General features: G+C 43.5%; 31 protein-coding genes and 1 tRNA gene. 22 read left to right on the plus strand and 10 right to left on the minus strand.

What is annotated here, in order from left to right; genetic code table 11:
• Window positions 1-80 precede the first annotated feature (80 nt).
• The 5 genes from GXP69_RS16515 to GXP69_RS16535 all read left to right on the plus strand — a co-directional run bounded on the left by GXP69_RS16515 (window position 81) and on the right by GXP69_RS16535 (window position 3,938).
• Window positions 81-863, plus strand: a complete 783-nt coding sequence (locus GXP69_RS16515; RefSeq protein ID WP_163916348.1) for a Type 1 glutamine amidotransferase-like domain-containing protein — start codon at window positions 81-83, stop codon at window positions 861-863.
• Window positions 864-903: 40 nt separating this feature from the next.
• Window positions 904-1,236: a DUF1801 domain-containing protein gene (locus tag GXP69_RS16520; RefSeq protein ID WP_163916350.1), complete on the plus strand. Its 333-nt coding sequence runs from the start codon at window positions 904-906 to the stop codon at window positions 1,234-1,236.
• Window position 1,237: 1 nt separating this feature from the next.
• Window positions 1,238-1,705, plus strand: coding sequence for an SRPBCC domain-containing protein (locus GXP69_RS16525; protein WP_163916352.1), 468 nt, complete (start codon window positions 1,238-1,240; stop codon window positions 1,703-1,705).
• A gap of 55 nt (window positions 1,706-1,760) precedes the next feature.
• On the plus strand, window positions 1,761-2,666 hold the full coding sequence (locus GXP69_RS16530; protein WP_163916354.1) for a LysR family transcriptional regulator: 906 nt from the start codon (window positions 1,761-1,763) through the stop codon (window positions 2,664-2,666).
• A gap of 66 nt (window positions 2,667-2,732) precedes the next feature.
• Window positions 2,733-3,938, plus strand: coding sequence for a threonine synthase (locus tag GXP69_RS16535; RefSeq protein ID WP_163916356.1), 1,206 nt, complete (start codon window positions 2,733-2,735; stop codon window positions 3,936-3,938).
• 264 nt (window positions 3,939-4,202) lie between these two features.
• Here the strand turns inward: GXP69_RS16535 and GXP69_RS16540 are convergent, their stop codons facing one another.
• On the minus strand, window positions 4,203-4,724 hold the full coding sequence (locus GXP69_RS16540) for a DinB family protein (RefSeq protein ID WP_163916357.1): 522 nt from the start codon (window positions 4,722-4,724) through the stop codon (window positions 4,203-4,205).
• Between the two features lie 33 nt (window positions 4,725-4,757).
• A complete protein-coding gene (locus tag GXP69_RS16545; RefSeq protein WP_163916359.1) occupies window positions 4,758-5,702 on the minus strand; it encodes an NADP-dependent oxidoreductase in 945 nt (314 codons plus the stop codon).
• Between the two features lie 173 nt (window positions 5,703-5,875).
• On the opposite strand from GXP69_RS16545, the gene GXP69_RS16550 reads away from it, so the two are divergent.
• Window positions 5,876-6,097 carry a VF530 family protein gene (locus tag GXP69_RS16550; protein WP_163916360.1) on the plus strand — a complete coding sequence of 74 codons (222 nt, stop codon included), beginning with the start codon at window positions 5,876-5,878 and terminating at the stop codon, window positions 6,095-6,097.
• A gap of 2 nt (window positions 6,098-6,099) precedes the next feature.
• Window positions 6,100-6,489, plus strand: a complete 390-nt coding sequence (locus GXP69_RS16555; protein WP_163916362.1) for an SRPBCC domain-containing protein — start codon at window positions 6,100-6,102, stop codon at window positions 6,487-6,489.
• Window positions 6,490-7,120: 631 nt separating this feature from the next.
• Here GXP69_RS16555 and GXP69_RS16560 read toward each other — a convergent pair.
• Window positions 7,121-7,738, minus strand: a complete 618-nt coding sequence (locus GXP69_RS16560; protein ID WP_163916364.1) for a YdcF family protein — start codon at window positions 7,736-7,738, stop codon at window positions 7,121-7,123.
• Between the two features lie 59 nt (window positions 7,739-7,797).
• Between GXP69_RS16560 and GXP69_RS16565 the strand changes: the two genes are divergently transcribed.
• Genes GXP69_RS16565 through GXP69_RS16575 form a run of 3 tightly spaced genes read left to right on the plus strand, consistent with a single transcriptional unit; the run spans window position 7,798 to window position 9,341 of the window.
• Window positions 7,798-8,223: a nuclear transport factor 2 family protein gene (locus GXP69_RS16565; RefSeq protein WP_163916418.1), complete on the plus strand. Its 426-nt coding sequence runs from the start codon at window positions 7,798-7,800 to the stop codon at window positions 8,221-8,223.
• Between the two features lie 8 nt (window positions 8,224-8,231).
• Window positions 8,232-8,861: an HAD family hydrolase gene (locus tag GXP69_RS16570; protein ID WP_163916366.1), complete on the plus strand. Its 630-nt coding sequence runs from the start codon at window positions 8,232-8,234 to the stop codon at window positions 8,859-8,861.
• A 3-nt stretch (window positions 8,862-8,864) separates the two neighbouring features.
• On the plus strand, window positions 8,865-9,341 hold the full coding sequence (locus GXP69_RS16575; protein WP_163916368.1) for a GNAT family N-acetyltransferase: 477 nt from the start codon (window positions 8,865-8,867) through the stop codon (window positions 9,339-9,341).
• Between the two features lie 202 nt (window positions 9,342-9,543).
• On the opposite strand, the gene GXP69_RS16580 is transcribed toward GXP69_RS16575, so the two are convergent.
• On the minus strand, window positions 9,544-9,831 hold the full coding sequence (locus GXP69_RS16580) for a putative quinol monooxygenase (protein ID WP_163916370.1): 288 nt from the start codon (window positions 9,829-9,831) through the stop codon (window positions 9,544-9,546).
• A gap of 333 nt (window positions 9,832-10,164) precedes the next feature.
• Between GXP69_RS16580 and GXP69_RS16585 the strand changes: the two genes are divergently transcribed.
• Window positions 10,165-12,072 carry a RecQ family ATP-dependent DNA helicase gene (locus tag GXP69_RS16585; protein ID WP_163916372.1) on the plus strand — a complete coding sequence of 636 codons (1,908 nt, stop codon included), beginning with the start codon at window positions 10,165-10,167 and terminating at the stop codon, window positions 12,070-12,072.
• A 122-nt stretch (window positions 12,073-12,194) separates the two neighbouring features.
• Here GXP69_RS16585 and GXP69_RS16590 read toward each other — a convergent pair whose 3' ends face one another.
• Complete coding sequence (locus GXP69_RS16590; protein WP_163916373.1) at window positions 12,195-12,980, minus strand: hypothetical protein; 786 nt, start codon at window positions 12,978-12,980, stop codon at window positions 12,195-12,197.
• Window positions 12,981-13,233: 253 nt separating this feature from the next.
• On the opposite strand from GXP69_RS16590, the gene GXP69_RS16595 reads away from it, so the two are divergent.
• Window positions 13,234-13,404: a hypothetical protein gene (locus GXP69_RS16595; protein ID WP_163916375.1), complete on the plus strand. Its 171-nt coding sequence runs from the start codon at window positions 13,234-13,236 to the stop codon at window positions 13,402-13,404.
• A gap of 84 nt (window positions 13,405-13,488) precedes the next feature.
• Here the strand turns inward: GXP69_RS16595 and GXP69_RS16600 are convergent, their stop codons facing one another.
• Window positions 13,489-14,163, minus strand: coding sequence for an ABC transporter ATP-binding protein (locus GXP69_RS16600; protein ID WP_163916377.1), 675 nt, complete (start codon window positions 14,161-14,163; stop codon window positions 13,489-13,491).
• A 520-nt stretch (window positions 14,164-14,683) separates the two neighbouring features.
• Here GXP69_RS16600 and sucC point away from each other — a divergent pair.
• Window positions 14,684-15,886, plus strand: a complete 1,203-nt coding sequence (gene sucC, locus GXP69_RS16605) for an ADP-forming succinate--CoA ligase subunit beta (protein ID WP_163916379.1) — start codon at window positions 14,684-14,686, stop codon at window positions 15,884-15,886.
• 226 nt (window positions 15,887-16,112) lie between these two features.
• Here sucC and GXP69_RS16610 read toward each other — a convergent pair whose 3' ends face one another.
• The gene (locus GXP69_RS16610) at window positions 16,113-16,529 is read right to left on the minus strand and encodes an organic hydroperoxide resistance protein (RefSeq protein ID WP_163916381.1); all 417 of its coding nucleotides are present in this window, start codon (window positions 16,527-16,529) and stop codon (window positions 16,113-16,115) included.
• 178 nt (window positions 16,530-16,707) lie between these two features.
• Between GXP69_RS16610 and GXP69_RS16615 the strand changes: the two genes are divergently transcribed.
• Together GXP69_RS16615 and GXP69_RS16620 are read left to right on the plus strand one after the other, a co-directional pair.
• Window positions 16,708-16,781: transfer RNA gene (locus tag GXP69_RS16615), tRNA-Arg, on the plus strand.
• Window positions 16,782-17,000: 219 nt separating this feature from the next.
• Window positions 17,001-18,233, plus strand: a complete 1,233-nt coding sequence (locus tag GXP69_RS16620) for a site-specific integrase (protein WP_163916383.1) — start codon at window positions 17,001-17,003, stop codon at window positions 18,231-18,233.
• 18 nt (window positions 18,234-18,251) lie between these two features.
• On the opposite strand, the gene GXP69_RS16625 is transcribed toward GXP69_RS16620, so the two are convergent.
• Window positions 18,252-18,992, minus strand: coding sequence for a lipocalin/fatty acid-binding family protein (locus GXP69_RS16625; protein ID WP_163916385.1), 741 nt, complete (start codon window positions 18,990-18,992; stop codon window positions 18,252-18,254).
• A 72-nt stretch (window positions 18,993-19,064) separates the two neighbouring features.
• Entirely contained in the window at window positions 19,065-20,597 is a 1,533-nt protein-coding gene (locus GXP69_RS16630; RefSeq protein ID WP_163916387.1) for a hypothetical protein, read from the minus strand.
• 485 nt (window positions 20,598-21,082) lie between these two features.
• Here GXP69_RS16630 and GXP69_RS16635 point away from each other — a divergent pair, with 485 nt between their 5' ends.
• Window positions 21,083-21,424 (plus strand): hypothetical protein, encoded by a 342-nt coding sequence (locus tag GXP69_RS16635; RefSeq protein ID WP_163916389.1) that lies wholly within the window; start codon window positions 21,083-21,085, stop codon window positions 21,422-21,424.
• Window positions 21,425-22,017: 593 nt separating this feature from the next.
• Here GXP69_RS16635 and GXP69_RS16640 read toward each other — a convergent pair.
• Window positions 22,018-22,251, minus strand: a complete 234-nt coding sequence (locus tag GXP69_RS16640) for a helix-turn-helix transcriptional regulator (RefSeq protein ID WP_163916390.1) — start codon at window positions 22,249-22,251, stop codon at window positions 22,018-22,020.
• Between the two features lie 137 nt (window positions 22,252-22,388).
• On the opposite strand from GXP69_RS16640, the gene GXP69_RS16645 reads away from it, so the two are divergent.
• The 6 genes from GXP69_RS16645 to GXP69_RS16670 all read left to right on the plus strand — a co-directional run bounded on the left by GXP69_RS16645 (window position 22,389) and on the right by GXP69_RS16670 (window position 24,984).
• On the plus strand, window positions 22,389-22,745 hold the full coding sequence (locus GXP69_RS16645; RefSeq protein ID WP_163916392.1) for a hypothetical protein: 357 nt from the start codon (window positions 22,389-22,391) through the stop codon (window positions 22,743-22,745).
• 17 nt (window positions 22,746-22,762) lie between these two features.
• Window positions 22,763-23,179: a hypothetical protein gene (locus GXP69_RS16650; RefSeq protein ID WP_163916393.1), complete on the plus strand. Its 417-nt coding sequence runs from the start codon at window positions 22,763-22,765 to the stop codon at window positions 23,177-23,179.
• A 91-nt stretch (window positions 23,180-23,270) separates the two neighbouring features.
• A complete protein-coding gene (locus GXP69_RS16655; RefSeq protein WP_163916395.1) occupies window positions 23,271-23,795 on the plus strand; it encodes a hypothetical protein in 525 nt (174 codons plus the stop codon).
• Between the two features lie 306 nt (window positions 23,796-24,101).
• Window positions 24,102-24,317 carry a hypothetical protein gene (locus GXP69_RS16660; protein ID WP_163916397.1) on the plus strand — a complete coding sequence of 72 codons (216 nt, stop codon included), beginning with the start codon at window positions 24,102-24,104 and terminating at the stop codon, window positions 24,315-24,317.
• 16 nt (window positions 24,318-24,333) lie between these two features.
• Entirely contained in the window at window positions 24,334-24,732 is a 399-nt protein-coding gene (locus GXP69_RS16665; RefSeq protein ID WP_204282068.1) for an NUDIX hydrolase, read from the plus strand.
• 6 nt (window positions 24,733-24,738) lie between these two features.
• Window positions 24,739-24,984, plus strand: a complete 246-nt coding sequence (locus GXP69_RS16670) for a hypothetical protein (RefSeq protein WP_163916399.1) — start codon at window positions 24,739-24,741, stop codon at window positions 24,982-24,984.
• Window positions 24,985-25,043: the final 59 nt, after the last annotated feature.

Genomic DNA, 25,043 nt, shown 5'->3' on the forward strand with positions numbered 1-25,043 from the left:
ATAACTAAGCATATCCTGGATGAAGTGCTGATGAATTTCGGTTTTACTTTTACATTACCTGGCTGACAGTTAAAACACATATGAAAAGAAGAGATTTTATAAAAAATACCACGTTTGCAACTGTCGGAGTTACAGTAATAGATCATGAGGAATTGTTCAGAAAGTCTTCGGATGTAACAAGGAAGATTTTTCTGACAGGTGGTGGCTACGATCCGGTAACCATAAAGTACCTGATTTCACTCACAGGTAAAGAAAATCCGAAAGTGTGTTTCTTACCAACTCCTGTGGGAGACAGTGAAGCTTACATTCAAAAATGGTTTGAGATTGCTAAAACATTACCGTTACAGCCATATGCTCAAAAGGTGTTCATTTCTTCGGAAGAGCAGAACGTACCCTTTGAAGATACACTTCTAAAAATGGATGCGATACTGGTTACAGGCGGAAATACACTAAATGCTATGACGTTGTGGAAAGCCCATGGCATTGATAAAATTTTAAGAAAGGCATGGGAAAATGGGGTTGTTTTAACGGGGCCGAGCGCCGGAGCAATTTGCTGGTTTGAGGAAGGTCTTTCAGATTCTCGTCCGGTTCAGCTGACAACTGTAAAAGGATTAGGCTTTTTAAAAGGAAGTAACTGCCCACATTATCATTCTGAAAAGAACAGAAGACCAATGTACCTTAAAATGATTGAGGAAGGTAAATTACTTCCCGGGTATGCCTGCGATGAAACGGCAGGTTTGTATTTCGAAAACAATAAGCTTAAAAGAGTAGTTTCTCAGAATAAGGACGATAAGGCTTATCAGATAAGCATTAAAAATGGCAAGGCTCTCGAAACCACTTTAGAAACAGAATTAATAAAATAGTCAGCCAATCTCTATTTATAGTTTGTAAAAGTAAATCCCAATGCACCCACAAGTAACTGACTACATCACCAACTCCGGCAACCAGCAGGAAATCCTGCAAACGATACGCCAGCTCATCCTCGATACCATACCGAATGTAACCGAAGAATTTAAGTGGAGCCGGCCAGTTTTCAGAGCTGATAAAGATTTTGCTTACCTTAAAACGGCAAAGGCCTATGTTACGCTGGGTTTCTTTAACTTTCAGAAGCTGCAAGACCCGGATAATCGGCTGGAAGGCACCGGCAAGGACATGCGCCATATCAAGCTAAAAACGATAAATGACATAGACCGCGAACTGCTGACTGCATGGTTTAAAACCGCAACAACAATCTAACATGACTACCCAGAAACTCCACATCCAGGCCGCCCTGCAAATCCTGAAACCGGCGCACGAAGTGTTTCAAGCTATAGTTGATCCGGCTAAAATGTCGAACTATTTTATTTCGGAAGCCTCCGGACCGATGGAAGAAGGCAAAACGGTAACCTGGAAATTCCCCGAGTTTGATGAGACCTTCCCGGTGCGGGTGGGCAAAGTGGAACAGGATAAGTATATCTCCTACTACTGGGATGGCACCGATGGCACCGAGCTTCTGGTAGAGATGACGCTTACCCCAAAAGGCGACAATGCTACGGTGGTAACTATAACCGAAAAGGAAATGGATAATAACGAAGAAGGGCTGAACTGGTTAAAAGGCAACACAGCCGGCTGGGCCAACTTCCTGGCCTGCCTGAAAGCCTACCTGGAGCATGGTATTAACCTGCGCAAAGGCGCTTTTGATTTTATGAAGCCGGACCAACTATAGTTACAGCACCCGTACGTACAACAAACTATAGTTACGCACTTATTTTAGCTGCTACATGCTCTCGCATAAACACGAAATTTTTATGGAAGTGGCGCGGCTGCTTAGCTTTACCAAAGCCAGCCAAACGCTGTTTATCAGCCAGTCAGCACTTAGCAAGCAGGTAAAGGCGCTGGAAGAATACTATAAGACCGGCTTGTTTGAGCGCCTGGGAAATACCATCATTCTGACGCCTGCCGGCAAACTGCTTTACGATAAACTTCTGGTAGCCAAACAACTGCAGCACGAGCTTTACCATGAGTTTCAGCAACTGAACGAGAACTTTTCGCCGCAGGTAAACATGCTGCTGGGTGCCAGCACCACCATTTCGCTGTACATTCTGCCACCGGTGCTGTCGGCGTACCTGCAACAAAACCCTAGCGTAAATATTACACTCCGCAACCGCAACTCCGAAAACATCCTGAAAGCCCTGCTCGACCATGAACTGGACTTGGGCATTGTGGAAGGCATCAGCAAGGTAAGCAACGTAACTTACACCCCTTTCCTGACCGATGATGTGATAGCCGTTTGCTCGGCACGCAACCCGCTTAAAAAACAACAGCTAGAAGTAAAAGACCTGTACGATATTCCGCTGGCCCTGCGCGAGCACGGTTCCGGAACGCTGGCCGTGCTGGAAGCTGCGCTGGAGAAAAAGAACATTGACCTACGGGCGCTGCCGATCCGCATCCGACTGGGTGGCACCGAAGCCCTGAAAAACTTTGTGCGCGTTGATACCTGTCTTGCTTTTTTACCCCGCCAGGCTGTGCTGAAGGAACTACAGACCGGCGAACTGGTTGAAGTAACTATAAAAGACCTGAAGGTGGTACGAAGCTTCAATTTTATACAGCGCAAAGGCACTGAAAGCAATTTTCCTTACAAAAGTTTCATACAATTTACCAAACGCCATTATTCCAAACGGGCATAGCCTATTCCAATTTGCCATTTTGTTTCGTCATATCCTGTCTGCTTCTTGCCGTACACAGATTCAGATATGCAGACGACACTCGATAACCAGATAAGCCACCTTAGCACCCTGACCTGCTCTCGTTGTGGTACCCCTTATTCCGCTTTTCAAAAGCAGACCGTTTCGCCTTGCTGCCACATGCCGCTGCTGGCGCAGTATTTAAAAGGCATTCACTTCCCGAAATCCGAACTGAAGAAGCGCGAAGGTACCATGTGGCGCTACAAAGAAATGCTGCCCGTATTGCATCCGGAAAACATCGTGAGTCTGGGTGAAGGCTTTACACCCATCCTTACGCTTAAAAACTTAGCCGAAAAGTACGAGCTAAGCACGTTGTTGCTGAAAGATGAAGGCCAAAACCCTACCGGTTCGTTTAAGGCCCGCGGGCTGAGTATGGCCATTTCAAAGGCAAAAGAACATGGTGTGGAAGGCTGCATTATACCAACTGCTGGTAATGCTGGTGTAGCCATGGCTGCTTACTGCGCCAAAGCCGGTATGCGTGCAACCGTAGTAATGCCCCGCCACACGCCAAAAGCCTTTAAGGAAGAATGCTACTGGTATGGTGCTGAAGTGGTGTTGATTGACGGCCTGATAAACGATTGTGCTGCCAAAGTAAAAGAATTGAACCAGAGTGGCGAGCTATTGGATGTATCGACGCTAAAGGAACCGTACCGCCTGGAAGGGAAAAAAACAATGGGCTACGAAATTGCCGAGCAACTAAACTGGACCCTGCCCGATGTGATCCTATACCCTGCTGGCGGCGGTACCGGTTTAATTGGAATCTGGAAAGCGTTTAAGGAAATGCAGCAACTTGGCTGGTTAGATGAAACTATAAAATTACCCCGCATGATTGCCGTACAGGCCGCCAACTGCCAGCCACTTATCGAAACCTTAGCGGGCCGTCAGCCCAACGCACAGAACTATGTAGGAAAACCAACTATAGCCAACGGCCTGGCGGTGCCCCGCCCTTTAGGCGAAGCACTTATGCTGCAAACCATCCAGGATTCAGGCGGCACGGCTGTTAGTATTACAGAAGCTGAAATGGTAACAGGGCTGAAAGAATTAGGCGCAGCAGAAGGATTGTTTGTGGCACCCGAAGGTGCAGCAGTCTGGATGGCAACCCGCAAATTACTGGAGTCCGGCCTTATCTCGCCTGAAGAAAAGATCCTGCTGCTGAATACCGGGTCAGGTCAGAAGTATATGGAGAACCTTTCAGGGGTGTTTGGGCTGGAGTAGTTGGGCTGGGATTTCATGGTGTGATAACCCACCCCAACCCCTCCGAGGATGGGAATTTTGCTTCTGTCAACAAAGATATGCTGGCGCGGATCATAGATCCGCGCCGTTCTATAATGTCGGATTTGTAATCCGACTGGGCCAGAGGCCCAAACTATAGTTCGTCACGAGCGAGGACGCTCGCGCCATAAGTTTACGTAACTTAAAAGAAATTCCCCTCCTCGGAGGGGTTAGGGGTGAGTTTGCTACATAAGAAATAAACTATAGTCACGCGCCGTTTGCCTGTCCGCGTAGCACGCGGGCGGTTACCAGCAACTGGCCTACATGACGCATACTGTGCTCGGCGGCATGAAACAACAAGCCTATCACTGTAGATTCTACCTGCGCCCGGCCTACCCTGCGTACATCGGTCATAGTATTTTCATCGGTTTGCCGGATCTGTTCCAGTGCCTTATCTACCTGTTCGTGAAAAGCCTGGACCAGGTCCTGGGCTGTGGCTTCGGTGGGTTTTCCTTCGGCGTACAAGTAGGCCAGTTGTTCTTCAGAAAGCGCTTCGCCACGAGCATAAGTAAGCAGGCGCTGCAGGATGCCAGTTAAGTGCTGCAGGTGGTACCCCACCGATGCTACCCCGGCTGGCCGTTCCCACATCAGGTCTTCCGGAAACTCGTGCATGTAATTCTCTACTTCGTCGCGGGCCTGCAACAGTGCGTGTGCCACCGGTTGTAACAAGGCAGGTACACCGGCTACGGGACCGCGAAGCCATACTTCCAGGTTTTTGGTTTGTGTCATGATGTTGGAATTAAGTATGAACTATAGTTTGGATTAGCTTACATGCACTATAACTTTGCCACGTGTTTTGCGTGTTTCTACCTGCTCGTGGGCTTTGGCTATGTCTTCGAAATCATACACATGCGATACGTGTGCTGTCAGTTTTCCCTGGCTCATCAGATCCGCGATCTTTGCCATGTCTTCGCCGCTGGAGTGCACCAGGTAATTTTTGGCTTCAATATTCCGCTTTTTGGCTTCCTCCTGCACCGCTTCTTTTGCTCCGCCAAGTATAGAGATCAGTTTACCGCCTTCCTTCAGGCATTTTAACGAGCGCAGCGAATTCTCCTCACCCAGCGAGTCGAGTACAATATCGGCATCCATCACCACGTCTTCTACTTTATATTCGTTGTAATCGATCTGCTCATCTGCTCCCATGTTCATTATAAAATCGTGGTTCTCTTTGGATGCGGTGCCAATTACAAAAGCCTTAAAATATTTGGCGATCTGTACCGCAAAATGTCCCACACCACCGGCAGCGGCATGCACCAGCACGCGCTGACCCGGCTGTATATCGGCTTCGTTTACCAATACCTGCCAGGCAGTAAGAGCAGCAAGAGTTGCGGCGGCGGCTTCGTGGTGCGGTATGTTAGCGGGCTTGTGTGCCAGGTGTGCTTCGGGTGCGGCTACATACTCAGCGTATGCTCTGCCATGCCCCGGGAAATTCACCATCCCAAATACCTCGTCGCCGGGTTTAAAGTAAGTTACCTTCTCCCCCGCTTCCACCACTTCTCCCGAAATGTCCCAGCCAAGAATAACAGGTTCAGTTTCTTTCAGCGTATTGTAGAGCGATTTGCCCTCGCGGGTTTTGGTGTCTACTGGGTTTATGCTAATGGCACGTACCTTTACCAGTACTTCGTCGTCTTTTATAATAGGCGTATCGAGCTCGGTCAGCTGAAGGCTTTCCGGTGCGCCAGGTTCGTTTACTACAAATGCTTTCATAGTTATAGTTTAAATTAGCTTTATTATAGTTTCTTAACTTAAGATGTGACAAAAGGTTGTACAGATCGGCTTTGGTATGGTACCATCAGAAAAATCAAGCAAAGGCTGTTACTTCTTTATAACTTGCCTTCCCATTAGCTGCACACGTAGATAGCAGCGCATGAGTCAGAACTATGGAAGAACAAAAGAACAACCCCTTGCACGGCAAAACACTGGAGCGCATACTGGTGCAGCTCGTAGATTATTATGGCTGGGACGAACTGGGCTATAAGATCAACATCAACAGCTTTAACAATAACCCCAGCATAAACTCCAGCCTGAAATTCCTGCGTAAAACGCCCTGGGCCCGCCAGAAAGTAGAAGAACTGTACATCCAAACCTTTGCCAAAAAATAAGCATGAAAGACTATAAGAAATACTACATTATTCCGGCCGAGCCCGAACTGGTATACGCCGCTCTCACCAACCCGCTCACCATACAAGCCTGGTCTGGCGAAGAAGCTGAAATGAGTACCGAACCCGGCTCCGAATTCTCATTATTCGAAGGCAGTATAGTTGGCAAAAACCTGGAATTTGAAGAAGGTAAAAAGCTGGTGCAGCAATGGTACTTCGGCGAGCAGGAAGAGCCCTCGATTGTAACTATAAAACTACACCCGCACAAATACGGCACCTCCGCCGAGCTGCGTCACACCAACATCCCCGACCAGGATTATGATGATATAGTTGAAGGCTGGGATAACGTGTACTTCGGTTCGCTGATCGAGTTTTATGAAGACAATGAGGGGTAAAACTTGTCTGAATAAGGATTTACAGGATTTTAGGATTTTCAGGATTGGAGCTGAGCTAGAGTGCTATTGTTAGCATTTAACCCACCCCTACCCCTCCCGGGAGGGGAATTTTCTGCCATTACTACTTCACCAGTTATAGTTCTATAGTTACAGCCTATGATTCGGACAGGTCGCAGCCTGGCCCACGAAACTACCACCACGAAAAGGCGATGCAACTATAGCCATTCAACAAACTATAGGAACACTTGCTATCGAATGATCTCAGTCTTTGGGTTGAGCGCCTTGTAGATTTCTGGTGCCGCCAGGCATTGCGAGGAACGAGCAAAAGAAAGGTACACCGCGCGATGCCCGAAGACGGGGCCCCGCGGCCATGAGCGCACCAAAGTATCTATAGAACCATAGGTCAGTAAAGCTCCCAGGAATAGAGTCAGTTTGAAACTATAGCTTGGTGCAGGTTGGAAGAATCTTCAACTAAAGGACATATAAGATGTCTCGACTATCGCTCAGGATGACAAAAGAGAACTATAGACTGAGATAGATTTCTCACGCTGTTCGAAATGACAATAGAAGTTAACTATAGGCATATAAGATGCCTCGGCAGACGCTCGACATGACGAACGGTATACTACCCCTAACTATCCCTTTTATTCAAATACCCCAACACCTCTGCAACCGTAGCTAAATCCCCTTGTTTACTATACTTCTCTATTCGTTTCATTTCGCCGGCAATTAAACCGGCGCGGGTGCTTTCAGCTTTGCCTTGTGAATGCACGGCTACTTCCTGCCACGGCAGTGGTTTTCCGGGCAAACTATAGATTCTGAGTTCCGGGTAAAGGCGCATTGCGGCCGTTGCGGCGGCCATAAAAGCACGGGGCTGCTGAAAAGGGGCTGCAGTAACTATAACCGAACGATAGTCGCGTTCTTTTGCATGCTTTACCAGCGAGTTGGCTTCAATGCCGGTGTGCAGCATGTCGGTATTAGCAGGTACGGGCATGATCATTTCCATGCTATCTTCGGGAATGCCTTTCTCCACCATAGCAGCCTTCCAACTCGAGCCGCCCGGGTAGCCGCTCATCGCTTCGGTACCTAAAAAGAGCACCCGGGCAGTATACTTCTCCTGTAACAACAACTTTGCAGCAGCAAAAGCGGCTTCCTGGTTATCTTCGGTCTGGCCAAACAAAAATAGGGCATCGGCGGGTGTGGCCGGCAGAGTGTCGCAAAGCGTGCGGATGATCAGTTCTTCTAACATAAATGGCGTATACGCGGGCTGCAGCATCAGGATTTACAGAAATTTACCTAAGTTCGGGCATGAAATCCTACTTGCTAACTATAGTTCTTTTTATGGCTATGCATACTTCCATCGGGCAGGTAACGCCTAAAACTACTGGCACTGAAGCACCTGCCACCGTGCAGCTGCTGGCATACAACAACCGCGACATCGAAACTTTCCTGACAGCTTATACCGACGATGTAAAAGTATACCGGCAACCCGGCGTGCTCAGCTACCAGGGGAAAGAAGAAATGCGGAAACGCTACGGCCAGAAGTTTGCAGAAACTCCGGACTTGCATTGTGAGTTGGTAAACAGAATTGTATCGGGCAATGTGGTGATAGACCATGAACGCGTACAGACCGACAAAAACAAACCACGTATAGAAGCCATTGCCGTTTACCGGATCCGCGAAGGGAAAATTTACGAAGTGACCTTTATTTACCCTGATCCAGAAACGAAGTAAGTAAGCTTATGTTAGAGAAAACCGACAGCCTGATTTTTGACCTCGATGGCACGCTCTGGGATGCTACCGAAACAGTGGCCCGTGCCTGGCGCGCAGCCCGCAAACAAATAGATTTCGACATCCAGGAAATAACCAAGGACGACATCCGGAATGTAGCCGGTATGCAGCACGACCTGATCTATAACAAACTGTTCCCGGACCTAACGGATGAGCAGAAAAAAGAGCTGATGGAAATAAGTGGCCGGGAGGAAATGGAGCACCTGAAAAAGTACGGTGGCACCTTGTTTGATGGCATGCAGGATGCGCTGGAGTATCTGCATGGCAAATACAAATTGTTTATAGTCAGCAACTGCCAGGATGGCTACATCGAAGCGTTTTACGACTTTACCAGGCTTGGCCATTTGTTCCGTGACCATGAATGTTCCGGCCGAACGGGAAACCCTAAAAGCGACAACCTAAAGGATATTATCAGCAGAAACAACCTGCAAAGACCTGTTTATGTGGGCGATACAAACGGAGACTACGAAGCAAGCGCCAAAGCAGGAACGCCGTTTGTTTATGCCGCCTATGGGTTTGGCAATGTGCCCCGCTACGATGTAAACCTGAATGCACCATCCGATCTGAAAAAGTATTTTTAAAACATGATTGTAGAAGCTACCCCGGATGATATAGATGAGCTGTTTCCGCTTTGGCTGGAACTGATGCAACAGCACCAAAATTACCACAAGATTTTTAAGTGCAAACCCAACCACCAGCAAGCCCTGAAAACCGAACTGCTGAGTCGGATAAAAGAAAAGGGAACGCAGGTATTTGCCTATGAACAGAACGGCGAATGGCTAGGCATGATCATCTGCCAGATACGGAAAACTATAGTTGGATTTGAGCTAAGCCGGAAAGGATACATTGCTGAAACTATAGTCCGGAGTACACAGCGGGGAAGGGGAATTGGTAAAGACCTTTTTGAAGCGGCCAGCAACTGGTTACAGGATAATGGAGCAGACCACATTGAGCTGCAGGTATCTGTTAAGAATCAGGCTGCACTTAGTTTCTGGCAGCAACAGGGTTTTGCACCCGCAACACAGCACCTGGTGCTTATTTTAGATAAACCCAAAGTATAAACAGCTATAAAAAAACAAGGTACAATTACTGTTGCCAGTAATTGTACCTGTTAGCTCCTTTCGCCCTCTACCTCAAAAGGAGTTTATCTTTTAACACTTTTCAAAATTCAGACGAGTTCTGTGCAAACCCGGACTTATAGTTTCCCTATCAAAGATGCTTTTCCGACCCCATACGTTACATTGTACACAGTAATTTTTTTATTTAAAAGTTCAGGATGTGATAGTAGCTCAGTTTAGGCGGCCCCGAAAGGAACCCAACCAGCTCGTGCAACATTCCTGACTTTGTGCACCATGCCAGGTACTTTTTATGATGGTCCTGCGACTCCCAGTCCTCCACCATCAGCAGCGAAGTCGGCTCATTCTCATTCTGAAAAAGATCACTATACAGACAGCCCTCATAATGCCTGGCACCTGGAATGACTTTCTGAAAGAACGCTTTGGCTTCGTCCACCGATTCTTCCCGAATGCGCGCTTCCAAAATCACTCTCATAACCATTAGCCAGTAAATAAAGCGTTTAATACTATCACTAAGTATTAAATTGTATTCTGTAAAATGTTATACGCAATCTATAAATGGCAAACATCCTTTAGTAATTATTTTAGTAGAAACATAGTTTAGAGGGGCCAGCGCATACTTTTTAATGACCATTAAACACCATAAACTAACAATATATCACAAAATAATATCGAAAATTTCTAATAGAATATTTACTATCTATGCATCCTCCTATACCTGCCTTTGGCCCCAAATTAATAGGGGCTGAGCCTTGAGCTGCAGATTAAGGTTGAATAATTAGTATCTTCGTTGCCAAATTTGCTGCCTGTGCAAGACATTCACCACATCCTGAAAACTTATTGGGGCTACGAGCAATTCAGACCGCTGCAGGAAGATATTGTTCGCTCTGTGCTGGCTGACAACGATACACTGGCTCTTTTACCAACGGGTGGTGGTAAATCTGTGTGTTTTCAGGTCCCTGCCATGGCCAAAGAAGGAATCTGCCTGGTAATAACACCGCTTATTGCCCTGATGAAAGACCAGGTGGAACAGCTTAAGAAGCGAGGCATTCCTGCTCTTGCAGTTTACTCAGGCATGAACCGACGCGAGATTGATATTGCCCTGGACAACTGTGTGTATGGCAACATTAAATTCCTGTACCTTTCGCCGGAACGCCTGCTAACCGATATTTTCCAGGAGCGGGTGAAACGCATGAAGGTGAACCTGCTGGCTGTAGACGAAGCACACTGTATCTCACAGTGGGGCTACGACTTCAGGCCGCCTTACCTGCAGTTAGCTGACTTGCGCGAACTTTTACCCAATGTGCCAGTGCTTGCCCTTACTGCCACAGCAACCGAACAGGTGCGCCAGGATATACAGGAAAAGCTGCTTTTTAAGAAGCAGAATGTATTTGTAAAGAGTTTTGCCCGCGCTAACCTCTCTTACTCCTGTCTTTATACTGAAGACAAGGTTACCAGACTGCTGGAAATTCTGCAGCGCATGCAAGGACAGAGCATAGTGTATGTGCGAAGCCGCAGGCAAACCGTGGAGTTGGCTAGATTCCTACAAAGCAGGCGCATTTCGGCGGCGGCCTACCATGCAGGTTTAAAATTTGAAGAGCGCAGTGCGGCACAGCAAGCCTGGATAGATGATAAAGTTCGGGTTATAGTGGCTACCAACGCCTTTGGGATGGGTATTGATAAACCGGACGTGCGCCTGGTAGTTCACCTGGACCTGCCCGAGAGCCTTGAAGCCTATTACCAGGAGGCCGGTCGTGCAGGTCGCGACGAAAAATATAGTTACGCGGTAATTTTGTACGGCCCCAGTGATGTTTCGGACCTACACCAGAAAGTAGAGGAAGCACATCCGCCACTGGAACTGATCAGGCGTGTATACCAGTGCCTTGCCAATTATTACCAGCTGGCAGTCGGCAGCGGTGCCATGAGCAGCTTCAACTTCGACCTGGCTGATTTTGCCAAGCAGTACAAACTGAAGACACTGGAAGCACACCATGCCATGAAGCGGCTGGAAGGCGAAGGCTATGTGCAGCTTTCAGAAGGTTACTATAGTCCGTCTCGGTTATTCATTCAGCTCAATAATACTGCGCTTTACGAGTTTCAGGTAATGAACCCGGAGCACGATGCGTTGTTGCGGATGGTGCTGCGCCTGTACGGAGGCGAAGCCTTTTCTAATTTTGTTAAGATATCGGAACGGAAACTGGCTGAGCAGCTGAACAAACCCGAACAGGAAATTAAGCGCAAACTACAGTACCTGCATAAACTACAGGTTATAGTTTACGAAGCTCAAAACGACGCCCCACAGCTCATCTTCACCAAAGCCCGGCAGGATGCACTAAACCTGCCGTTGAACCATAAAAAGCTGGAAGAGTTACGCAGCCGTGCACTTGAGCAGGCAAAGGCGATGGGCAGGTATGTCGAAAACACGAACCGCTGCCGCACCCAACTCTTGCTGGCTTACTTTAACGAGATCAATGATACAAGCTGCCGGATATGCGACTACTGCCTGGCACAACGCAAAAAGCAACGCGAAACCGAAGAACTGGACAAATTGCGCGGGCAACTGCTGGAACTGCTCCACCAAAAGCCTTACCTGCCCAAAGAGTTGGTGCAACAATTTGCTGCTAAAGACGGAGAGACAATAACAAACCTGCTACGCGAGCTGGTAGATACCGGCCAAGTGAACTATAGCCCTGAAGGAAAACTACAGAAACTATAGCACTATAGATTTTTTGGTAAGCTGTTATGTAATTGTTCGGTGCTATAGTTTGACCAGATGGGTATAGAAAACAAAAAGCCTGGTTATGAACCAGGCTTTTAACTTTTAATCAATTTCTGTGCTTAGGCAGCTGCTGATTGTCCATCTTCACGCTCTTCGATCACTTTTTTCAGTTTCTCGATGGCTTGTGCAGCACGCTCCTCGTCGAAACGGTTGATGTTCAGCAACATCTTTGTTTTCTCCTGGCGCGTGATAACCGGGTAATTCAGTAAACGGATGATCTCCTCCTTCTGCTTGGCAGATGCATACCGTACACTGCCATTTGGTTGCTCTTCAGCTTCTTTATCAGCGGTGGCTGCAGCTTGTGCTGTACGCATAGTGGCTTTCTTCTCTGTCGGAATTGCCACATCTTTAGCTTTAGCCGGCTCGTTGCCGCTATAGTCCATTTCTTCGGCAGGAGTTGGTTCGTAACCGGCAGCCCTGATGATCCAGGCCAGAATATTTCGGTATGCTTTACCAATCGCACGGGTTTGTGCCATCGAAGCGATTGCAAATTCCTGGTAGTATTTCTTGCCCTGCTCTTTGCTGGAACAGATCGCAAAACCTGCTCCTACCACCAACTGGCTGCGTAAGTCAAGCAGGTTTACTTTTGCCTGGTATTTTATTTCATCATCAGTACTGATGTTTACTACATGTTCCACCACCGGCAGAATACCTAAGCGCGAGCCCGCATATTGCCAGCCTTCTACGTTCACGTATTCCTTCCCCTGTATATTCTGATACAGTCTGTTTTCCTTGATAAATTTCGCCAGGTCTACCGCCAGATGCAATGTTTCATCCGACTTCGAAATGTCATAGCTTTCGACCTTAGGCTTCTGTACTTTTAGTTCTTTATTTGTCTGGTTCATCTCTATTAGCTTTGTTTGTTTAAGTACAATATCTAAACACAACGGCTATAGAAATGGTGCAAAAAACGCAAAAAATCACTCAATTTATAACACTGATTATCAGGTAGTTATAATTATTTTTCTAAAATTTTTAGTACCATTACTAAAGCTGTGCAAGCACTGGCTAAAAGAGTAAAGGGTAAAAGGTATTTACGGGTAATGGGATTTGTAGTTTAAGAGAGGCTTATAGTTTGAGAGTTGAAGAGTTGGGAGTTTGGGAAATAAGATTGTAGAGGCACAAGGTTTTGCGTCTCCGCTACGGAGCAATAGGCCTAACCATAGTTCAGCTTTGTTTCGCAACTATAGCCAGGCAAGTTCTGGAGACTCGCCTACACTGGGAGGCACCGGCTGGATACCGGCGCCAGCTGAGATTGGCCTGATGTAGAGATGTAACACTTTGCGTCTTAACTATAGCTGATACTATAGCAGACCTAACAATTAAACCATCAGCAATTTAACAATTCAGAAATCAGCTCTGATTGGAGAGCACTTCCTGTACGATCAGGCCATCTTTCATTACCAGCGTACGGTCGGCCATAGAGGCAAGCTGCTCGTTGTGCGTAACGATAACAAAGGTTTGGTTAAACTCATCGCGTAGCCTGAAGAAGATGTCGTGCAGCTCCTGGGCGTTTTTAGAATCCAGGTTACCGCTTGGCTCATCGGCAAATATTACCTGCGGTGAGTTAATAAGGGCACGTGCCACCGCAGTACGCTGCTGCTCCCCACCCGACATTTCAGAAGGTTTGTGGTTAAGCCTGTGCGACAGGTTTAGCATGGTAAGCAGCTCTTTGGCGCGCTCCGTAACCTCTTTTTCATTGCGCCCCGCCAGGAAACCCGGTAAACAAACATTTTCTACCGCCGTGAACTCCGGCAAAAGGTTATGGAACTGGAAAATGAAGCCGATATGGCGGTTGCGGAATCTTGCCAGCTCGGTAGCATTCATTTTGGCGATGTTTCTTCCATCAAAAAGCACTTCCCCGGAGTCGGCTCCATCCAAAGTACCCAGTATGTGCAAAAGCGTACTTTTACCTGCCCCTGAAGCTCCAACTATAGAAACAACTTCGCCTGTACCGATTGTCAGGTCAATGCCTTTAAGGACTTCAAGTGAACCGTATTTTTTATGAATGTTTGATACCTGCAGCACGCTGTAAAAACTATAGTTGTGAAATGAAACTATGCCAGCATCAAAGCTACAAAATTTTTGCCGGATTTAGCTTTCATAGTATTGGGTGGTATTTACGCAGGAATGCACAGTTCTATAGTTATATTCATGCCAGAGAAGCCGGGCTCATTTATTTTAACTATAGCTGTTATCTTAAACAGCTCCTACCTTACTTTTTAATGGCAAAATTCTGATTAAAATTTTATGATAGCCCTGACAGCATTCTACTGGCACTAAAACCTTAGGTAAAAGCACGAACTATAATGTAAGCATTGTCATTAAAGCCGACTAACTATAGCGTTCTGACCTGGTAAGTTTTGCAGTATAATGCTACCATTTAAAGTATTTGTAAAGTGTGGTTGTGTCTATGGCTGCAACATTTACTTCGGTTATATAACTATAGTTTGATCAGACCGGAACAAAGCATCAATATTTTAAAAATCCATTACTTGAATTTAAGGCTAATAACCCGTACTTTCGTGCGTCCATTAAAACTGAAAGCATGAACATACACGAATATCAGGGTAAAGACATTTTAAAGAGCTACGGCGTACGCATACAGGAAGGCATCGTGGCTGAAACGCCTGAGCAGGCTGTTAAAGCTGCTATGAAGCTTACCGAAGAAACCGGTACAGGCTGGCATGTTATTAAAGCACAGATACATGCGGGTGGCCGTGGTAAAGGTGGTGGCGTAAAGCTGGCTAAAAACCTTGACCAGGTTAAAGAAATTGCTGACCAGATTTTAGGTATGACACTGGTAACGCACCAGACAGGTCCTGAAGGCAAGCTGGTACAGAAAGTACTTGTTGCACAGGATGTTTACTATCCTGGTGAGTCTGATCCGAAAGAGTTTTACCTGAGTATTCTTCTTGACCGCGCAAAAGGTCAGAATGTGATCATGGCATCTACTGAAGGTGGTATGGACATTGAAGAAGTGGCCGAAAAATCTCCTGAGAAGATCATTAAAGAGTGGATCGACCCTGCTGTTGGTCTGCGTCCTTTCCAGGCAAACAAGATAGCTTTTGCATTTGGCTTACAAGGCGAGGCTTTCAAAGAGATGGTGAAGTTTATCACCAGCCTTTACAAAGCATACGTAGAGTCCGATGCTTCTATGTTCGAGATCAACCCTGTTCTGAAAACATCAGATAACAAGATCCTGGCGGTAGATGCTAAAGTTGACTTAGACGATAACGCTCTGTTCCGTCATAAAGACCTGGCTGCCCTGCGCGATGAATCTGAAGAAGATCCGTTGGAAGTAGAAGCAAGCCGCTCGAACCTGAACTATGTGAAGCTTGATGGTAACGTTGGCTGTATGGTGAACGGTGCTGGTCTGGCAATGGCAACTATGGATATCATTAAACTTTCTGGTGGCGAGCCTGCTAACTTCCTTGACGTAGGGGGTGGCGCTAACGCACAGACAGTTGAAGCTGGTTTCCGCATTATCCTGAAAGATCCGAACGTAAAGGCTATCCTGATCAACATCTTCGGTGGTATCGTTCGTTGCGACCGTGTTGCGAATGGTGTGGTTGAGGCTTACAAAAACATTGGTGACATCCGTGTTCCGATCATCGTTCGTCTGCAAGGTACAAACGCTGAAGAAGGAGCCCGCATCATCGACGAGTCTGGCCTGAAAGTTTACTCTGCAGTAGCCCTGAAAGAAGCTGCTGAAAAAGTAAAACAAGTATTAGCAGAAGTAGGAGCCTAGTCTCCTTAACTATAAAAAGAAAAGGGCTGCCAGTTTTGGCAGCCCTTTTCTTTTTATAGTTTGGGGAAGTTAGAAAGTTGGAAAGTTAGAAGGTTAAAAAGTTAAGTATCTATAGTTCGTCAGCATTCGGTAAGTTGTGCTAATTTACGTTCCCATATCTCAAGTACAACACAATATCATACATGCTCTGCAACCTTCTAACTTCCAAACTTTTTAACTTTCTAACTTAAACAACTTCCAGTTGCACTTCAATGTTTCCTTGCACACCAATGGAGTATGGGCATACCTGATGCGCTTCTTCTACCATTTGGCGGGCTTTTTCTTTATCCATTCCTTTCAGGTCTACTTCAAGTTTCACCCCCAGACCATAGCCTCCATTCTCATTTTTAAGCAGATCGACGTGCGCCGTAACTGTTGATTCCGGGTTTAAACGCTCATGGTGTTTACCAGCCACCAGCAACAAGGCGCTTTGAAAGCAGGCGGCATATTCGGCAGCAAACAACTGTTCAGGGTTCGTTTTATTCTTCTCTCCGCCCAGCCCTTCCGGCAATGAAAGCTGCATCTCCAATACCCCATCCGACGACTTTACGTAGCCTCTACGACCTCCTGTGGCAGTTACTTCTGCCGTATATACTTTTTCCATAGCTTTTGTTTTGGGTTTGTAGTTCTCAATTAAAATATAATAAACTTTACTTTAGGTTGTAATGTTTTGCCAGCCAGCGTTATAAATAACTATAGAAACTATAAGCCCGAATATCTCTTACATTTTTGGCCTGATTGTTTCCTTTTATCAGCTTTGTTTCTATTTTTGCACACGTCCTGCACCCGTAGTTCAACTGGATAGAATATCGGATTTCGGCTCCGAGGGTTAGGGGTTCGAATCCTCTCGGGTGCACAAGTACAATAGAAAGCCTTGTAAGTATGTTCTTGCAGGGCTTTTTAATGTCCTTAATGCTGTTTTACCTTCTGTCAGGGAACAAAGAAGAGTGAACAGTCCAGTGAACAAAACAGCACAGATAAAACTGTTCACTGAAATCCTTGTAATTCACTGATTATAAATCACTAATAGCTATGCAACTAGTTAAAAGATGGGCTTCTAAAAAGAACCAGAACTATGCATACAGTGAACACATTTTCAGTACATCCTTTAATCAGGAAAGCAAGAGCTAACAAAGCAGGGGAAGCTCCCATTTATCTCAGGATAACAGTCAACAGCCAGTCTGTAGAACTTTCCACCAAGCATTATATCTACCCCTCTCTCTGGGATAACAGGATGGGCTTGGTCTCAGGCAAATCAGCACAGGCTAAAGCCATTAACAAGGACATTAAGAACCTGGAACTTAAGTGCAGAAACCTCTTTAATGAACTGCTAACTTCGGAACAGGATGTATCCGCTAAGACAATAAAGAACCTCTTGTCAGGATCAAGGATTTCTTCCCCTATGCTCCTATCCTTATTTGATAAGATGGTAGAGAATATCAAGGCTCTTGTAGGCAAAGACTATACGGAGAGTACCTATAAGAACTACCTGGCATCCCAAAGACAGATTCACAAGTTTGTAAAGACCTTGACTGATGCCCAAGACATAGCCCTTAAAGAACTGAATTACCAGTTCATCACATATTATGAGCTGTACCTGAAAACAAAAGGTGGTTGTACGCAGAATGGCTGCATCAAGCACATGCAGAAACTACGCAAGGTCATTACCATAGCCCTGCATCATGAGTACCTGGAGAAAGACCCTTTTATCAGGTATAGCATCAAGAAGAAGAAGGTAAAAGTATTACCCTTAAACAAACAGGAACTGGAACAGATAGAAGGCAAGGATTTCAACAATGAAAGGCTTAACACCATCAAGGACCTCTTTCTATTTACCTGTTACACGGGCCTAGCCTTTGGGGATGCAGCTTTACTCAGCAAGAACCATATTAGGAAAGGGGTTGATGGGAAGTTTTGGATATTTATTTCGAGAAAGAAAACAGGAAATCCCTGTAGGATACCCCTCTTACCCCTAGCTGAACAGATTATTGACAAGTATAAAGGGAACCAGAAAGTTTTAAGTACAGGGAGGCTATTACCAATCCCATCCAACCAAAAGTTCAATGCTTATTTGAAGGAAATAGCGGACATCTGTGGCATTACAAAGAGATTAACTGTGCATATAGGGAGGCATACCTTTGCAACCACTGTAGCCCTTCTAAATGGCGTTCCATTAGAAGTTGTAAAAGAGATATTGGGGCATGATAATATTACCACTACTCAAATGTATGCGAAAGTAACAGATGAAGTAATATCATCATCATTGGTGCAACTTAGAGAAATAGACCATACTCAAAATAAAAATTAGTAGTTATGTAAACACACTTTAGGCATGAATATAGTTTTCCATTCCTGCTTCAGCTATTAATCGAAGCCATCTTTTCTCTTTTGTCCAATATTTATCACCTGGCTGAACATATGAGAGTATTGCAAAGTCATTCCAATCATTTGCACCAATTTTCATCGAGCTTACTTCCATTCTTAAAAAGAACAGGTCTAGAACTCTTATGAGTAATTCAATATTATTAAGATTAAAACCTTCTAAATTATACTTCCCACCAGTTGCCCACTCAACACAAAAGTTAATGAATGCACCAGTAATCCCAGAAGTATCCTGATTACTATGCACCCTCTTATCTTTTATTTCTCTTTTAACTTTAACAGCTATCTCATTAAAATCAGAACTTGCTTTCTCTAGGTCTAACCTTTTAAGCTCAATAAATTTTTTGAAATCCTCTAACTTCTCTGGTCGAATGGTTTCCCCTCTAGCTACTAATTCAGTAAATTTCAAATAAACCCCAACTTCCCTTTCTAAATCATAATCAAAACTGTTATGCATTTTAGCAACATGAATAAATGGTGGTTCGAAAATGGCATACTTCTGAAAGTAAAACATTTTTTGTATGGCAGACCTTACTTTCTCTTCATTACCTAAGAAGTTTGGTGTTTTGGTTAGTTCATAAATATTGATAAAACTAGGCGCAAGTGGTAAATCCTTAACTGTTTGGAATAAAGCTTCATCCTCTCCAAGATGGTACCATATATTGGTATCACACACTATTTTCATACTTCCTTAATTTCTACGTTTATATTACAACTTCTTAAGTTAGAAACTTACAAAGTTTCAGCAATTATAATATTAAGTTCCTAATAGAAGTTCTGGAGTTAACAATTCAACCTTAAGAGTAGGTTTTAAGCCCAAATATTTCTCAATTTCTTCTTCCATTATCAACTTGACAAGTTCTTCATTACCTTCAGTGGTAAGAATGCTATCATGAACAGTGAAAATAGGCACATCTGGGTATTCATTGCTTAATCTTTCACTTATCTGCTCTAGGATAAGCCATGATTCAATAGACTGTAGCAATCTTGCTAATATGGATTTATCCTGCCTTTTAAAGAGAGTAAAATGCCTGTAAACAGAAGGGAAAATACCTTTAAACATTCTTTTAGGTGCAGCCTCAACTGAGTTGATAAAACTATTACTAGTAAAAAGGGCTAGCAACAAAGCTAACTTAGCATGTTTCCTACTGCTGTACTCATAGCCTGCTTCCTGCATTAACCTTGCAAACTCTTCATAAAGGATACCTGCCGAAGCTAATTCAAAGAATTGAACAATATCAACATTATTATAATCATTCGAATTTTCTTCGAACATAATGAGGGAGTTTATAATGTCTGTTAAATATGTGGTCTGTGGTTTTTCGCCTTTATGTAACTTTGACTTCTTGGTAATTGGAATGGATAATATCGTATGGATTTCAGGTGCCACAGTGCTCAAATGGAAGAATTCACGCTCCCTCCTCTCTACTGCTAAACTCTTTTCTGCAACTGCCAAATCAGCGGTTTCGAAGTGATAATCAACATTTATATTTTCGAGTTGTTCCTCCCCATCACTAGTATCATCCATACCTAATTCCTGTTCTTGTTCTTTAGCATCAGTTGGTATTATCTCATTCAGGTTAGTTGACGGGTCAGCAAGAAAGTCGATTTTAAAAAGAGCCTTGCTAAGTAAGGGTTGCGCATTGTTAACATCAACTGAGACCAGCTTCTTTCCATCATAAGTAAGGAAATGACGTATTTCGCTTTTAAGATTAGTTAAGTTAGAATGAAGTCTACGTACATTAGTGTCTACTGACAGGAAAAACCATCCTTCCTCTATCTTGTGGATATTGAGAAGTGTAGAAACGTATTGTAGAGTTGGGTCAGGCTTCTTACTCATCTCATCGCTAATTGCACCTCCAGTACTAATAATATCCCACATATAAGCATCTACTTCTGCTTGATTCTGCTTTCTTATAACTTCAGCATATTTCTTAGCTCCTTCAGAATCAATCTTCAGTCTTTTTGCATCAAACCATTTCACAATATTGGGGTACAGTGCTACAACTGAAGCCATTTGCGCCTGGTGTCTCCTTTGTAAGCTTCTAAGTAATGCTCTGTTAGTAATTGTCCATTCCCCAGGCATCAATACACTATTATAAGGATGCTTAAAGCGGTAGCTCTTTGAAATGCCTTTTGCATATGATTCTAGGATTTCAATAATAGCAGCCTCCGAATCATTGGGATTATGAAGACCAGCAGCATATTCAAAATACTGCCTATAATTGTGTACCCTTCTTTCCAGAATCTTACTGTAGAGCCTTACCCATGCCCTCGAATTCTCTAACATAGCTTTGTTCTCTGCTGGAACTGAAATCAGTAGGCTTAGCAGGTATACCAATCTATCTTGCTTGAAATTTTGGACGTTAACAGGGGGGTACTTATGCAGATGAGCAGTGAGGTCTAAGTTCGCAGGTAAGAAAACTCTCATTATTAGTAGAGGCTATCAGTTAGTTGATGATAAGGATTCAAATTTAGGAAGAAGTTTTTAGGACATCTGTAATTTAGCCCAAAGGTTTAAGCTCTCACAGATGTTAGCTTAATCTAATAGCCCTTAAACCACTGTTCCAGAAAGACAGAACAGATTCAGTCTATAACAAATATTATAGCGGTTTTGCATCCCTGCTATTCATCTGTTCCTTTAGACTAGTCTCTAATATTTTTAAATATTTATTTTTTGAGTCAGCACTTACGACGGATGATACCCCCGGCTCTCCCCCTCTTACCATTGACTTGGGGATGTCCCCCTTGCATAACATTCAATCCAAATGTAATATGGTAACAGTTATCAACTATGAGAAACGGAATAGTGGTTCCGAGAATGAATTTAATGCACTCATCCTACAGGGTGAGATAGAGATGGTTCAATCCAAGGTATCAGGCAGGTTCTACGCCACAGCCAAGCAATGTTCCATCTCATGCACCTTCAACGACATTATGTGTCAGGGGCTGATTGGCAAGACCTTGCCAGGCACCATTGAGAAGATGGAGTGTGAGGAATATGAGTATATCATCCCTGGGACAGGAGAAACAGTTATGCTCAATTATACTTATTATTATAATCCAACTGACAGAACAATGGAACAAGAGGTCTTCCAATTGAAGTCAGAAGCTTAGTAATCAAGGGTAGCCATTTACAGCTACCCTTTTGTTTTACCTGTACAAAAGTTAATATGATTACAAAATACTTGTTGCATCCAGAACCAAATGAGTTTTCAGATAGCTGTCTGTTCCTATCTAAATTCAAGCTTCAGAGAGTGTACTGCCCTTTCTATGTTATCTGTACTAGGGCTGTTCGCAGCATCTGTGAAGGAGAGAAAAAACGGGTGGATAAGGTGCTTAGTTGGGACACAGGCACTATCCTGTTCTTTATTCAAGGTAAGCTTTACCCACACCACAACTTCATTTTCAGACCACCAACCAGATTCGTGGTCACAGCATATAGTTAGATAATAAGTAAAGGAGTTATGCTGAATTTCTTGGCTACATTCTATGAGACGGTTACTCCTTAAAATCAAACCACTGAAAGAACGTAGCAATGACTCAATAGCTATTGGTCAAGGCAGAGTAGTGTATACCACTATTCTGCTTTTTAATCTTTCTTCTAGTTGTAGTTATTAGAGCAATAGAGAATCTTGAAGTAGACACTAATTAGTTTGACTATATAGCTAACCCAGAAACATTAGAACAATGCCCTATCGGCAGTTTAGTTATTTACTAAAACCTTCAGAAAAGAATTCTTCAAGTGTCATATCATGAATAGCTAGCACTTTCAGTAAAGTTCTCATTGTAGGATTAGTTTCTCCTTTCTCTAATTTCCAATACTGCATTCTGCCTAGTCCATGGTCTATAGCAAATGTTTCATAACTGGTGTATCCCTTTTCTATTCGAATAGCCTTTAGTCTGTTCCCTATTGCTTTAAGTATCTCTTCTTCGCTCTTCATAGACGAAAGTTGAGATTTATAAGCTTTAAATATTACACTCTAAAATTATACATTAAATATATATACCTATTATAAGTATACACATTTCATTATATTTGTTAATTAGACACTACTACATTCAATATTATTTATCCTCTATGAAATTAAAAGCTTTATTACTTGTAGTTCCACTATTATTAAATAGCTGTTACTCCTACACTCCACAGCGAAGTGTTAATACTAGTCAGTCTCAAGACCAAATACAGCTTAAGGAACAAATGGATTCCTGGATAGGAGCAACTAAGCATCAATTGCTCTTAAAGTGGGGTACACCTGCTGTAACAACCTCTGATGGTAATGGAGGTGAGATTATTAAGTTTGAAAAATTAAAACGAGCCTACTTACAGACTATGGGAGGTTATATAACTGTTGTTCATAACTACAGCTTTTATGTAGGTGAGGATAATATGATATACCACTGGAAATATGACAGGAACCAAAGACAAGGTATGTAGTTATGCAAATTAGTTTTATGAAGGGATTTTTCTCGTTACTTGTTCTGACAATCCTATCCCTATCTGCTTTTGGACAACAAGGAACCACGAATTACAAGGCAGATGCCATGCACCTGATGTTCTTTAATGTTGGTTCTGACAAACCTATCAGTGAACCTGTGCTTATGGGGAGAAGCTTAAAGATAACTTATAACTCATTAAATGAAAGCTTAGTGGTTGAGTATACAGATGCGAAAGAAGGTACTCGAAATAAATTATTCCTGGATTTCTTAAGATATGATGAGGATACTGAGAATGGGCTTATAATGAAAGATAGGCATGGAAATATGTTTACTGTATACATTTATGATGAAGATTCCTCCATTAACATCGTGTCGCATAAATTAGTCAACAATAAGTATGTGGCTGTTCAAACAATTCTAAATATTATATAAATAAAATATTTACTTACTTGCTGATTATATGCTCATATGTGAGCGTGATATGCAAAAAGCTATTCAATTTTTTGAACAAACATTTACAGTAATGATTTACAAGGTTATATCAATTGCCCTATTATATATTACTATACTCTCATCTAGTGCACTATCACAAGGAATAACTTTGGATGCGCTGTTATTGCTTCAGAAGAACAAGGAGATTAGAATAAATGAATACCTACCTGATAGAGGTTGGTCATTAGCAGAATCAAAAAAGACAGAGGCCGGTTGGATAGAACTGGTATGGGAAAAGAATGCAAATAATGTCGGGGGTGCAGTAAAAGTCAGTATTTTCAAGGCTGACCTCCTAGATATAATTCGTGTAAGGTATTTCACTGATAGTAACACAGCCTATACTGCATTAAAAAATGCACTTCCTGGCAAGAATTTCAAGTACGATGAATCCCTTATGGACAATGGGTTCTCTTGTTCCAACTACACTGATGGCAACACAGTTGTAATGTTGTGCCGGTTTGATGAGAAGCTAGATGGGAAGGAATTGTTTGGTATTACATTAATGTCATATGCTGACTACGCTACAATGTACAGAAATAAACATAACACCTTTTAATGTCTTAACTTAGCATATTATTGTAAGCAGTTGAAAACAGAGTAAAGAAAGTCCTTTAGATTAGAACCTAGAACCATAGTCCTTGCTATTCCACTTCTACTTGCTCACATTCAAGGCTGTACTAAGCATCTTATCTCCATCCATCCGTCCGAACAATTCCTAACCTATACACTATTCCGCCAATTATCTTCAGCCTGTTCACAGTTTCAGTCCTTTTTTGCTTTTTAAAGCCCATTCCAGCATATCAATTTTACAACCGTGTGTTCTGAAATTATATTTCTAATTTAGTGACCTTAACGGAGAGCAATGATTAACGAATACAAGGTAGAGATTATCAGAGAGCCAGGTCCTAATCCCCTGACAGATGAGATGTTCCCATTTGAATATGAGAAGCTAATGATAGAAGCCACTTCCATACGGAGCGCTTATGATATAGCCTGTGCTACATTCAAGATGACCGTAAGGGGACAGCAGCTTAGGTTCTTCATTAATGGAGAAGAGTTTTTTGATGAGAACCACTGATACTATCACCCTCAGCATGGAAATCATAGACAAACTGGCTTTGTTGGAGATACTGGACGGCAGGATTCTTAGCACCAGAAGTAAAGGCATAACAAGATATTATATTCCAGGTGGGAAGCGTGAAGAGGGTGAGAGTGATTTTGAAACGCTTTCAAGAGAAATCAGGGAAGAGCTGAATGTTGAAGTGATAGAGGACAGCATCAACTTTGTCGGAATATTCCAGGCGCAGGCAGATAGTCATGCAGAAGGGGTGCAGGTCAAGATGACTTGTTATACTGGTTCCTATACAGGTACTCCGATAGCATCAGGTGAGATAGCTGAAGTTGTCTGGTTAAGTTACAAGGACAGGGATTTGGTCTCGCCTGTTGACCAGACAATCTTTGACTGGCTTAAAGAAAAGAACCTTTTAAGCTAACCTTAAATGATTAGAAAGAAGGAGTTCGTTCATTTCCTTTCTGTTTTTGAAAGTGGCGAAATGGGCCTAGAGATTGGTGATATACACCTTTATTACCACGTGAATGAAAATGAGCTGCAGGTGATAAGTGAATTCAAAGTCAGTCTGTTCTACGACAAATACTATAATGACTCTGTTTCAGAGCTGACAATGAACTTGGTGAGTGGTACAACTGAATTCAAAGAGATGCTGGCTCTATTCCAAATATCATAATATTCTTCTCTGGTGAAAATATCGCTCTTACTATAATGCGGGTAGTTCTGAACATAAGG

It is taken from the genome of Pontibacter burrus, from assembly GCF_010686685.1.
Taxonomy (GTDB): domain Bacteria; phylum Bacteroidota; class Bacteroidia; order Cytophagales; family Hymenobacteraceae; genus Pontibacter; species Pontibacter burrus.